Origin of the sequence: Saccharicrinis fermentans DSM 9555 = JCM 21142 (assembly GCF_000517085.1) — a bacterium.
Lineage (GTDB): Bacteria > Bacteroidota > Bacteroidia > Bacteroidales > Marinilabiliaceae > Saccharicrinis > Saccharicrinis fermentans.
In genome coordinates this window covers 3,867,017-3,879,412 of the sequence record NZ_KI912107.1, presented here as the reverse complement: position 1 = coordinate 3,879,412, position 12,396 = coordinate 3,867,017, and the positions used below count along the sequence as shown (strand labels likewise).

General features: G+C 36.9%; 10 protein-coding genes. 2 read left to right on the top strand and 8 right to left on the bottom strand.

All coding sequences use genetic code 11. The annotated features are described in order from the left end of the window. Positions 1-94 precede the first annotated feature (94 nt). Positions 95-241, top strand: a complete 147-nt coding sequence (locus CYTFE_RS30855; RefSeq protein WP_244880334.1) for a group II intron maturase-specific domain-containing protein — start codon at positions 95-97, stop codon at positions 239-241. A gap of 1,269 nt (positions 242-1,510) precedes the next feature. Here the strand turns inward: CYTFE_RS30855 and CYTFE_RS0115770 are convergent. The 3 genes from CYTFE_RS0115770 to CYTFE_RS0115755 all read right to left on the bottom strand — a co-directional run bounded on the left by CYTFE_RS0115770 (position 1,511) and on the right by CYTFE_RS0115755 (position 6,016). Beyond that, positions 1,511-3,187 carry an ATP-dependent nuclease gene (locus tag CYTFE_RS0115770; RefSeq protein ID WP_027472585.1) on the bottom strand — a complete coding sequence of 559 codons (1,677 nt, stop codon included), beginning with the start codon at positions 3,185-3,187 and terminating at the stop codon, positions 1,511-1,513. Positions 3,188-4,086: 899 nt separating this feature from the next. Next, positions 4,087-5,394 carry an IS701 family transposase gene (locus tag CYTFE_RS0115760; RefSeq protein WP_027470370.1) on the bottom strand — a complete coding sequence of 436 codons (1,308 nt, stop codon included), beginning with the start codon at positions 5,392-5,394 and terminating at the stop codon, positions 4,087-4,089. 187 nt (positions 5,395-5,581) lie between these two features. Further along, positions 5,582-6,016 carry a hypothetical protein gene (locus CYTFE_RS0115755; RefSeq protein ID WP_027472584.1) on the bottom strand — a complete coding sequence of 145 codons (435 nt, stop codon included), beginning with the start codon at positions 6,014-6,016 and terminating at the stop codon, positions 5,582-5,584. A 641-nt stretch (positions 6,017-6,657) separates the two neighbouring features. On the opposite strand from CYTFE_RS0115755, the gene CYTFE_RS26805 reads away from it, so the two are divergent. Beyond that, positions 6,658-6,852 (top strand): DUF5808 domain-containing protein, encoded by a 195-nt coding sequence (locus CYTFE_RS26805; protein ID WP_044214203.1) that lies wholly within the window; start codon positions 6,658-6,660, stop codon positions 6,850-6,852. A gap of 125 nt (positions 6,853-6,977) precedes the next feature. Here the strand turns inward: CYTFE_RS26805 and CYTFE_RS0115745 are convergent, their stop codons facing one another. The 5 genes from CYTFE_RS0115745 to CYTFE_RS0115725 form a co-directional block, all read right to left on the bottom strand. Further along, positions 6,978-8,558 carry a lytic transglycosylase domain-containing protein gene (locus tag CYTFE_RS0115745; RefSeq protein WP_152541888.1) on the bottom strand — a complete coding sequence of 527 codons (1,581 nt, stop codon included), beginning with the start codon at positions 8,556-8,558 and terminating at the stop codon, positions 6,978-6,980. 36 nt (positions 8,559-8,594) lie between these two features. After that, positions 8,595-9,290 (bottom strand): DUF5683 domain-containing protein, encoded by a 696-nt coding sequence (locus CYTFE_RS0115740; RefSeq protein WP_052343232.1) that lies wholly within the window; start codon positions 9,288-9,290, stop codon positions 8,595-8,597. A 33-nt stretch (positions 9,291-9,323) separates the two neighbouring features. Continuing rightward, the gene (locus CYTFE_RS0115735; protein WP_027472581.1) at positions 9,324-10,205 is read right to left on the bottom strand and encodes a ParB/RepB/Spo0J family partition protein; all 882 of its coding nucleotides are present in this window, start codon (positions 10,203-10,205) and stop codon (positions 9,324-9,326) included. Between the two features lie 130 nt (positions 10,206-10,335). Then, on the bottom strand, positions 10,336-11,136 hold the full coding sequence (locus tag CYTFE_RS0115730; RefSeq protein WP_027472580.1) for a ParA family protein: 801 nt from the start codon (positions 11,134-11,136) through the stop codon (positions 10,336-10,338). Positions 11,137-11,364: 228 nt separating this feature from the next. Next, positions 11,365-12,366, bottom strand: a complete 1,002-nt coding sequence (locus CYTFE_RS0115725; RefSeq protein ID WP_027472579.1) for a bifunctional heptose 7-phosphate kinase/heptose 1-phosphate adenyltransferase — start codon at positions 12,364-12,366, stop codon at positions 11,365-11,367. Positions 12,367-12,396: the final 30 nt, after the last annotated feature.

The following is a 12,396-nucleotide window of genomic DNA, read 5'->3' as shown; positions in this document are numbered from 1 at the left end:
AGGTATCAAGGGAAAATACTAATTGGTAGTTGCCCCAAAAAGAAGGAAGAGTTTTAAAGCAAAACTTAAAGAAGTCACTCGAAAGACTACTCCAATGAGCTTTGATGAACGCATTAGTAAGTTAATTGAAATCCAACGAGGTTGGATTAACAACTTCAAATATGCCAATATCAAAACAAAACTGGAAGAGTTGGATGGCTGGCTCCGTAATCGTCTTAGATACTGCATTTGGCATCATTGAATTGGAGCAAAGCGGAAATCATGAACACAAAAAATGAACACTTGTGAATAAAGAAGCCTGAGCGGAAAAGGAAAAACCTGATCCGATTAGGCATTGAAGCTGGTATGGCCTATGCTTGGAGCAGAAGCTGAATTGAGGAACGAAATCATGAATGCCTTAAAGCATATACTTATATTATGAATAATCGGTGGGTGGTCTATCGCCCAATTGTAACGCAGTGTAAATCGCCAACAAAAATTAAATTAAACAGATTGTTGGCAAAGTACTATTTTAGGAAGCACCATCACTATCGACCGCCTCAAAAAGAGAGGCTATGTTCCTCTGGCAGGGCTACAATCCTGTCGGCCACCTATTCGATTGTAAACGCGTGTTTTATTCATTATAACCTTGCATATATAAATCCCAATTAGGACGAATTATCCTTTTATGTGAAACTTCCTCAAGTGCGTGATATAATTTCCCGACAAATACTAAGGTTTCCCAAAAATCTGGAAGGCCATTCCTCTGCTCAATTATTTTAATGTAAGGTTAGTCTTCGGTCTTTCACATATTGCCACCTTCATACTAGCACCGTTTCTTTGATGGCAAAAAATGAGAATGACATTAACAGCATGTAAGTGTTTGGCTTACGGATGTATTTTTCTAAGATTGCGTTATACAACAGCAATTAAGATTTAGACTTGTCTGATCTTTTGCCGCACAATTGGAAAAAGTCTAATAGTTGTCAGAATATTCCAAAAAACACCCACTAATTTTGATTAATTCCAAAAGATTCCAGTAAAACTTAGAGAATTCCAACGCTCCAATCGACATCCGGATTGGAGCATTTTTTTACTTTGCAATATGTAGCAGACCGCATATTTACAATAATGCAGCTCGTTCTGCCGTTCAGAATGATCCTGAATTACGCATATATTATGATCGAAAAGCAAAGGATGGTAAGGAGCATGGGGTAATTATGAATGCGATTAAATTTAAGCTTATTACTAGAGTTTTTGCTGTGATAAATAGAGGAACTCCATTTGTGAAAATACGCTAGGCAGGTTAATTATATTCGGAAAATAGGATCTTAAGGGAGTTGTTCGGCTCCTTTTATACAGGTTCGATGCCTGTGTAAAAGGAAAAGGTATGCCTTAAATAAAGCATACCTCAATGCAAAGAAATCTTCGGTATAATAATCACCATCGGTCGCTGTTCGGCAAGAATAAAGTTAGAAATTAATTCTTTAAAAATGTTTGTTTAAGTCCTAGAATTCGATTAGGTGCGTAATTATTCATTCCATTCTCTTATTTTACTTAAGAGATTTTTTAGATTCTCGTTTAAATCTAAAATTGCAAGCGAATCTTTATCAATGTAGTCTGCAATTTCAGAGGAGAAAACAGTTTTGCTTAAATTATATTTTAAATTTATTGTCTTACTTGAATTTGCAATATTTTCTTCAAGTTTTGTGTTTTTGTCATTGGTAAAGCTTGTTTTAAATCCATGCTTATCTAAAAGCCAATCTGAAATAGTTTTATCAGATAGATAATTTTCGATTTCTCTTCCTTTTGTAATCCAACTATTGTTTTCTCCAATTTCTTTAGTAATTCTATTTTTAGTATCGTTTATTTTAGCATTCATTGTTTTTCCGTCTCTATCCAATACAACAAAGGCATTCTTATTAATTTTTAAAAGTGGTATTACCTCATTATTAAACCACTCAAAATCAAATGACAAATTAGCCAACAATCTACCTCCATAAAACATTATTGAATAATGTAACCCTTCTTTTAAATCAGGAGCTAAAATTCCAATCCATCTATTTATATAATTTCTGTCACTTGGTCCTTCAACCCAAATAACTCCATTACATTGTAGAATATCACTTGCCTTAATCCCCAAATCGTTTAAAATTTGTTTCGTTCCATTATATGATAATATTGTTGTAGAATTTGATTTATCACCATCATTGATAACATGAATTAACTGAGAATTCTTGTCAGTACCAAAAGCATCTATTACTACATTTGAGTGTGTTGTAAGGAAGAAATAAGATGAATGATTTTCAGAATATTTTCGAATATAATTATACAATCGTCTTTGTAGAGAAGGGTGTAGATTATTTTCTAACTCTTCAAAAGCAAATACGTATGAATTCCGGTTTTTATTTTCAATTACAGGTCGGACAACTAAATTCAGTAATACTAATAAAACAGTCTTGATACCACTTCCCATTTTTGAAAGAGCAATACTTTTCTTGTTTGCATCCTCAAAAAAAATTTCCCAATGATTATTATTTTTTAATTGTACGAGAATCCGTGTAAATATTATATCGGGGTTAATAATTGCGTTTAATTCATTTAATAATTCTTGCTCTATCAATCGACTGTCTCTATTTGTCCGATTAATAATTTGTTGAATTGCATTTGTAGCTCCAGAACCATTTGGTGTAAAAATAATTTCAGCATTTGTTTCTTCTGGCAGTATATCTCTTTCAGCAGCAATGTTGCAGAAAATTTTATTTGCTAAAGGCTCATTAATTATTCCTGCTAAAGCATCAATCTGTTTTCGAGCATGGGTTACAAATTCTGCATCAAGATGGATAAATGTTTTCTTTCCTTTTTCTTCTAATTTGTAAGTATATGTTTTATCAATGAATTGCTTCCCATACTCAAAAAAATTCCTTCCAGGAATACCACCTCCACTTGTTCCGGATGGAAAAGCTCGTAAAATTTCTTGTTCCGTTAATTTGTGCTCAATAATTACCTCTGGGTTTGAATTATCTCTTCCACTTTCAATAATCTCTTTCTTTTTTTCGATAATGAATCTAATCAAATCAACAAGACTACTTTTGCCAGAATTATTTTTGCCAATTATAAGATTGATAGGTGAAATTTTTTCAAAACCACCTCCAGATGAATCAAAACACTTATAATTTTTAACTAATATTTTATTATTGAGTATCATGTCTGTTTTTTATGGCACCTAACGGTAAACTGGATGAAGTCGTAAGGGAGGAAAAACGAGTTGTCCTTTCCGAAGTCTAGCAGAGCCAAATTTACGTTTTGATAATAACTTTAAAACTAGCAAAATTTTCTAAACGAAAATTTGGTGGGAGGTGTTTCCCCCGAAACAGCTTCCAATACTCACTTGCTCCTTATGCTTTATTCCAGAGTGTTTGTGCCCTGCATGTGCTGCAGTACACCCACACCCGAAGTTGTTGAAAAAGTTTGAAAATACAAATTATCTTCAATAAACCTCAGAATGTGGAGTATTATTTAATATCCAGAGGGTGAAACGAAGTTCACGAATGCTTTAATATAAATATTTGTATTCAAAAGTCCCATCACGGGCGGAGGTAACGCTCCGAACCGTTAGCAAGTGACACTTTTTACGAATGTAAAAACGTAGTGGTATGGGGTGACCTATGCAGTGAAGATTATTTGTGAGCGATTAGCGTAGTAAATACCGACGGCAAATTGGCTCCGCCGATCTTCGATTCCCCATGATGTAAGGAACCGCCGTATATGCTCGAATAAATTAAAATAGTATTTTAATTTGTGAAGAGGAATAACGAAGTTACCCGTACGTACTTTTTATGGAGTAAAAAGTCGTGCTGTGAAAGGTGCACTGGCAGGGCTACAATCCTGTCAGCCACCTATTCGATTAGCTTTTGTTATTTTGTTTCTACTTCATCGATTACTCTTTTCCATTCGACGGTTAACATTTCTTGAGTCAACATAGACAGTTTATTAATATCAACATTTGAATTTTTGGATTTTAAGTCAATTATTGAATATTCAGAAATAATTTCTCCTAACATGTCTGACATTTCTTTATATTCCTTTAATTCTACTTTAACAGATTTATTGCTTTGAATAACAGAGATCTATGTCACGCTGTCGCTTTTCATGTCGCTGCTGCAGTTTTTCCAGCATCCGTTCATCGGTCATTTCACGATAAAATTTGTATACCATAAAATCCATAATGTCTCTTGCCGACAACAATGGGACTTCGTCTTGATTCAATAGTTTTTCTTTCAGCATAAAGCTGCCCACCATTAAGTTGAGGGCTACTTGGTGATGCCATGACAGCCATTTGCGGGTTTGGAACTGATCCAAGCCTACTATCTGTTTTTGCTCTTTGAAGCTATGCTCAATGAAAAAGCGTTGTGCCTGCATGTATGCCAGCGCCTGATGCGTGTATTGAGCAAGTTCTGCGTTAGTGAACGAATATTTTATTTCTACTCCCTGCTTTGTCTTTCTTTTCGAAATGACCAGCAACCGTTTCTCAACAATGTTCTGAACCTTATCCCAAATGTAAACTGTCTTAAAATGGAACAATCCCTTCAGCTTTCCCTTGGCAGAATCACGAATGTCAAGCTTTTTCCAGTCCTTGTTTGTAAGCGTTTCTATATATTCGTTAGCGTTTACCGATGGGGTGCTTGCCTTCGGCCTTTTGGGTGGGCGCCCACGATTGCTCTTTCGCTCTGGAATATGTAGTTCTGGTTTTTCAAGGTGGATTTTTTGATCGCTATGAATGTCAAGCATGTACACCAAACCCATATCCTCAACCGAACGGGTAAACGCAAGGTCATTGCCATAAAGTCCATCCCCCCCAACGTAATCGAACTCGATACCCATTTCCAGTTGGTGCTTCACAATATCTGTAGCCAGCTCCGGTTTTGTCTTGAAAACCCTGTCCTCTTTGGGGATGCCAGCAGTTTCACACCTGGCGTTGTTAGTACACCATGACCTTGGAAGGTACAGTCTCGTGTCGACCAACGCTGCATATTTGTCCGTGCACAAGCAACCAAAAACTGCAACCTGCGAGTTTGCAGTCTTCCCAACGTTCCCGCAATACTGGTGATCAACACCAATGCTTTTGTCACCTTTTTTCACCCATCCGCTTTCGTCTATGAGTAATCCTTTTAATTTTTGGTTTGGGAGTGATTGGTCTACCTGATTTGCTATTTGGTCGATGACAGCTCTTGCATCCCAATTGGATTCGGTGATAAAATGCTGCATCTTATGGTAGTCTGCGTTTAATGTCTCAGTGATGCGTTCGATGTTTTTCAAATCGCTTAAAGCTAGACCTTCGACGTATTGAGTAGCTTTGTCGAAGTTGGATTTTGTTCTATTTTTAAAATGGTGCTGAAATTCAGATAAATACACTTCAAGTCGGTTGTTGACCGCTAGCAGTGTTTTACCATTATTCGTATATTTTTTTAAGTTTTTCGCCCGTTACCCATTGCAAACTTGAGTTTTGTTCTTTGTTTCAATTGCAATATACTAATTTACTGTTTATTACGAAAGAAAAACAATACTAAATTATCGTTTTTTCAGTGATCATTTTAATCTGTTAAAGTAGAATTAAGTCCAACCTTAATCTAACCTGCGTCGCTTTAATAACAATTTCCGCAGGTGTCAAGCATTTCTCAATTGCTAAGTTTATATCATTGATTAGTCTTTTGCTATTATAGTTATCCTCTAATTCATCGTCTTCATAGGTATCTCGCATTGTCAGATGATTAACATATTCTAATCTTTGGGATTCAAATTCAGTTTCATGCAATTTTTCTTTATTATCCTGTAATACAAGAATTGAAGTAATAAGTATAGAGAAATCATTTCTTAATAAATTAATCCATTTGATACGCTCAGTAATTATTGTTTCAATATATTTTGTTGTCTTCAAATTTCTACGCGTATACTTCAAGGTCAAAAAACTTGTTAATACAGAAGCAATGGCTCCTATAAAAGCAGATGTACTTATTATTGTCCAAATATTTTCCATTGTATTATTGTCTTTTTAAGTCCATGCTTATAATAAAAGTAAATGCACTATAGTGCATATATATTTAATATATCATGATTAAAAGTGCACAATATATACCATATAAGGTAGTATTGTGCACTTTTTTGTTTTACGTCGAATTCCATAATTCATCTTCATATAAATTAAGTTCACTACGTCTGAGACCTGCAGAATAAATGAATGATAAAATACATCTGTGCCTGATGATGTACGTATTCATTGATTTCGTTAATACCTATTTCTGAAAGATCATCATTCTTAAATGCAGTACAAAATCTCTCATGTATTTCGAATAAGTTCCTATGGTACGCTCGCTATATCTAAGTCTTTATAAATTCGCCCAATAGTCTTCGGGTAAGCTTATTTGTTTATTTGGTTTCTTGTTTTATTTGTATTACTTTATGGAAATAATGTTCATAAAATTAAAAAAGCTAAATCAGTAAACAAAATAATTGTTGGTTATCCTTACTTAAAATGGCCTTAAATTATAAGAGAAACCTATTGATTCTATTAATTTTATGCTCGCCGAATTAATGAAATTTCACCTGTTATGGCGCTGTTATGGCATAGAATCGGTAACTTATGCCGTTCAAACTATTTAATAAATCCTATATAAAGCTATGAGACCTAATGGAAATAAACAACAGCTGGAACCTTGGATAGGGGTGTTTTATTTTAACCGAAAAGATTCAAGGGTCATTGTTCCTAAAAAAGTAGTAGGGGTGGGGTGGACGCTAAATTTTGCGAATCCACGTACATACGTATTTATAATTGCAGTTATTTTAATTGTTTTTATTTTTAACTACCTATCTTAATTCGATTATTAAATATTATTGAATGCAGTTTACCCATAAGGGTATTTCAATAAAATTCCTGATGTTTAAAATGTGGTAAAGTGTCACCAATTTAAAGTTCAGGAATTCTATTGTGATGTAGGTCATTAACTCTTGGGTCTAATCTTTAGTTTTTGTCCTGGATTGATTTTAGAAGATGCACTGAGTCCATTTAAACGCATGATGTCGTTATTGGAAATGCCAGGGTACCTCTTGGCAATCGACCATAGGTTGTCGCCTCGTCGAACCGTGTAATACTCGTAGTTGGCATCAACGGACGAGGATGAGACCGTGCTTGGGGTTGACGATGGGGCAGTGGAGGCGCTGATTGTCTTTCCGTTTGCTGCTTGCTTTTGAGCGTAACTCATCGTATTAAACTTCTGGTAATAAGAAGCCTTGTCTTTAGGTACGTAAATAACCAGCTTTTGTCCTACTTTAATGAGGTTTCTACGGATGTTGTTCCAGTAACGTAAATCAGAAGTATAAACGTCAAACCAGTCGGCAATTAAACCAACAGCATCGCCCGACTTAACGGTGTAATACACTTTTGCTTTGTTTTTAGGTGCAGAAGGAGCATTGTAGTTGTTTGACGGACTGACCACCAGTCGGTTGGAGGCAAAATATTTCTCGCGCTGGTATCCGAAGATAGAATCTTTGAATGCGATAAACTTTTCGGTTGCTTCAAATGGGAGTTTTAAGCTGTAAGGTTTTTTCTGGGCAGGAACGACGTCTCTGCGGTATTGCGGGTTGAGCGCGCGCAATGTTTCGATGGGTAAACCTGTAACAGCCGATACCTGATTAAAGTGTAATAAGTCAGATATCATTATGGTGTCGGTCGCCTGAACAATATCAGCAGGTTTAGGCTCAATCATATGTTCTTTGTGGTAGGTCATGGTATAGGCGGCAGCAATAAAGGCTGGCACATACCCACGGGTTTCACGGGGCAGGCGATAATAGATTTGCCAGAAGTCGCGTTTGCCTCCGGAGCGATAGATGGCTTTGTTTACATTGCCGGGGCCGCAGTTATAAGCTGCAATAACCAAGTACCAATCGCCATAGGTTTCGTATAAATCTTTCAAAAAGTTAACCGCTGCTTGGGTTGCTTTGATAGGATCTCGTCTGTCGTCCACGTATGAATCAACTTGCAGTCCGTACATTTTTCCTGTTCCATACATAAACTGCCAGAGTCCAGAAGCGCCAGCTCTGGAAAAGGCTCTCGGATTCAAGGCGGACTCAATAATGGGTAGATATTTTAGTTCCAACGGTAGGTTGGCCGCATCAAGAGCTTCTTCAAACAAAGGAAAATAATAATCAGATAGACCGAGCATGATTTCAACTTGTTTTCTTTTTTTCTGAGTGTATAGCTGGATATATGCTCTGACTTTTGAATTATATGGAAACTCCAGGGGAGAGGCCATTTCTTGCAGTCGTTTAATGTAAACCGAGTCAGGTAGATCCTTTGGGTAGCTCAAAGGAGTGGTGCTCGCTTCTGCTTTGGCATTCACCTTTAGTGTATCCAGGTTTTCAGTAAAAAAGCCTGTTTCTACCTTGTTATCTAATTTTACCGAGTCTTGTTGTAAAGTATCTACAACTGTGGTGGTAAGCGAGTCTGTTATTTCTATTTCTTGAGCTTGAATAGAGTTAAATGCTGTAATCGCTACTGCACCAATCATCAAAAACCTTAACATTTTTCTATCTTTTATTGTTGTGTTGATTAATCTATATTAAAAAGTAAATCTTATTTGCATGCCTATACTGTTATACCCCCCATACATGGGAGTTGTTGTTGGTTCAATATGCATGCTGAGATCGTTGCTTACGTCAAATGTTTTAAAGTGGGCATCCACACTGGCATCCACTAAGTTTAATACATATACCAGCGCCAATCCTACATAACTCAGGTCTCTGTATTTCTTGTAATAGTCTCTTTTATTTTCCAGTGCCGACTCAAACCAATCAGCGTAGGAGCTGTCTGTTTCTAGCAATTCCTTAAACTCTTCTAGAGAAGTACTACGTGGGCGAACATTATCATTCAAATAACTTTGGTTGCCCGGGTCTTGGAGCAAATAATCACGATAGGCTCTTCTGTATTTTTTATAATTACTGGAATTAAAATCCAGGCCATAAATGACACCACCAATACCGGCATATAAAATGGGAATTTTCCAATATTTTTTATTGTAGGCTTGTCCTAATCCAGGTAGAATAGCTGAATAAAACGTGGCTTTATGAGGAGAATGAGTCTTGACAACAAGCGGTTTAGATACCACAGGTGTTGATACCACTGTATCTGCCGAAACAATGTTAAACTCATTATTTTGAGCAGAGGTTTCGTGGGAATAGCCAAGCATCGTCACAAAAAAAATTGCAACCAAGAAGATCAGTTTATTTTTCTTCACCAATAAAAAATTCAAATACATATTTTTCTACAACAGATGCTCCTACAGCAAAAACTATTCCTTTGTGTTTGCTTTATCTAAAATGGCTATAATTCTCTCCAGATCTTCATCTGATTTAAAGGGTATTACAATTTTACCGTTTCCTTTTTCGCTGCGGTTAAATTGTACTTTGGTATTAAATACGGATGAGATCTGATCACTTAACTGCTTGTATTCTTCCGGTAGCGCTGCTTTATCTTTAGCGGGTTCTTTTTCGGCTTTAGGGGCATTTAGCTCTCTAACAACCTCTTCCACTTTACGCACGGAATAATCATTGGTTACGATTTCTTCGTAAATTTTAATTTGTGTCTGTGGATCTTCGATACCAATAATTGCACGGGCATGTCCCATTCCAAGTTTTTTGTCACGTAGTCCCAGTTGAACCTCTGCGGGTAGTTTGAGTAAGCGTAGGTAGTTGGTGACAGTTGCCCGTTTTTTACCAACGCGTTCCGACATGCTCTCTTGGGTAAGTTTACACTCATCAATGAGGCGTTGGTAACTGATGGCTATTTCTATGGGATCAAGATCTTCGCGCTGTATATTTTCTACCAATGCCATTTCGAGCATGGTTTCGTCATCGGCGGTACGCACATAGGCTGGTATTTTTTCCAGTCCTGCTATTTTTGAAGCTCTAAACCGGCGCTCACCAGCAATCAGCTGATATTTATTGCCGCTCTTACGCACAGTCAGCGGTTGTATGACACCAATTTTTTCTATTGATTTGGCTAGTTCATCTAATTTTTCTTCGTCGAAGCGAGAGCGAGGTTGCCATGGGTTGGCTACAATCTTACTCACTTCAATTTCGTCCATTCCCTCTAAAGGTTTACCTCTGTTAACCTCATCTGCATTATCAATAAGAGCTCCCAGCCCTCTTCCTAAAGCGTTCTTTTTTGCCATTCTAATACTATAATAGTTGTTCGGAAAATACCGAATAACTTATGATTTAGTTTGTTGTTTGTAATGACGAAACCGTTCTTGTTGCTTTTTGCAAGTAGAGAACGGCTTCCCTGTATGTTGAGTGTATCGACTACTTGATCACTTTATCTTGGTTGTCGATTTTGGTCATATTGTTTTTTTGTAAAAGCTCACGGGCCAGGTTAAGATAGCTAACCGCACCCTTGCTGGATGCATCATACTCTACCACGGCTTTACCGTAGCTGGGTGCTTCGCTCAGTTTGATGTTACGGGTAATCAAGGTGTCAAACACCATATCTTGAAAATGTCGCTGTACCTCTTCTACTACCTGATTCGATAATCGCAAACGTGAATCATACATCGTTAATAAGAAACCTTCTATTTCTAAGGTCTTGTTAAGCCTGCTTTGAATGATTTTAATGGTGTTCAGTAATTTACCGAGTCCTTCCAAGGCGAAATACTCACACTGAACCGGGATAATCACCGAGTCGGCTGCTGTTAATGAATTGACGGTTATTAAACCCAGCGAAGGAGAGCAATCAATAAAAATAAAGTCATATTGGTCTCTTATTTTGTAAAGCACATCTTTTAAAACGTTCTCTCTGTTGGGCCTATTGAGCATTTCAATTTCGGCACCTACCAAATCGATGTGCGAAGGCAAAATATCCAGTCCTTCTATCTCCGTCTTTAGCAATGCATCTTTCGGGTCAATGCCGTCAACGATACATTCGTAAATACTTGCTTCAATTTCTCTTAAGTCGAAACCGTAACCAGAAGTGGCATTTGCCTGTGGGTCGGCATCAACAACCAAAATTTTGTATTCTAAAACAGCGAGACTCGCTGCTAAATTAATTGCTGTTGTTGTTTTACCAACACCTCCTTTTTGATTTGCCAGAGCAATGATTTTTCCCATATTACGGAAATTAAAATGATAATTTAATTCTATAATTATTAGTTAACCGTGATCGTATATTGTTGTAAATTAAGCTGTATGATCTTTGTGATAAGGATCAATATAGCTTAATATTTTTTACTATAAAAGTCAGTCAAAGTTAAACTTTTAATTAAAAAATCATATACCCAAAAAGGTTTAAAAGTTTTACTTTAACAATAAAGTTATAAACAATTGTTATTTACAAGTTTATAATTCAATATTTTGTATGCACTCCTGAAGGAGTAAGTTCCTGTTAATTGGAACAACGCCTGACTCTTCGCATACCAGTCCGCCTGCCATATTAGCTATTCTTGCTATCAGGCTGGTCTCCATTCCTTGTATAAGACATAGGGAGCTAACACTGATGACAGTGTCGCCGGCTCCTGACACGTCAGAGATACTTCTTACTTCAGCAGGTATCAGAATCGCTTCATCATCTTTGGTGTTGATGAAGACCCCATGTTCCGACAGGGTGATCATTAAAATCTCTATGTTTTGCTCTTTCTGAAATGCTTTGCCGGCTGCTATCAGTTCTTCCGTATTGCCTTTACTGAGTTCTAGTTTGCAGCCCTCATTAAATTCTTTAAAGTTAGGTTTAAAAAATGTAACACCTTTATAATCATTAAAGTTTCTTTTTTTGGGGTCTACCAGTGTGGGAATACCTTTGTTATTGGATAGGTCTACCACCTTTTTTATCACCGAAGGTGTAATAACGCCCTTGTCATAATCTTCAAATATGATGGCATCTACCCGTATTGTTTCTGTTAGTCGCCTTAATTTGGTCAATAATTTTTCTTCTGAATCCTGATCAATGGGGGTACAAATCTCTTCATCTACCCGCAATAGATGTTGGTGTTGACTGATGACTCTTGTTTTTACTGTGGTCATGCGATCCTTGCAGGTGACAATTCCTTCTTTGCTTAGTTTTTGATTCTTGAGTAACTTAAAAAAGTCGTGGCTACGGAGGTCATCTCCAATAACGGAGCACAAAATGGGGTTGGCACCCAGTGCCTGAATATTGAGTGCCACATTGGCTGCTCCTCCTAATCTGTTCTCTCTTCCAATTCCCGATAAAATTGGCACCGGAGCTTCCGGTGAAATGCGGTTTACATCACCCCATAGGTATGAGTCAATCATCACATCGCCCAGTATCAGGATGTTTTTATCGTTAAAAGACTGAAATATATTTGCAAAATAGTCTTGTGACATGTTCTTGATTTTGCACAAATATATAAAAAA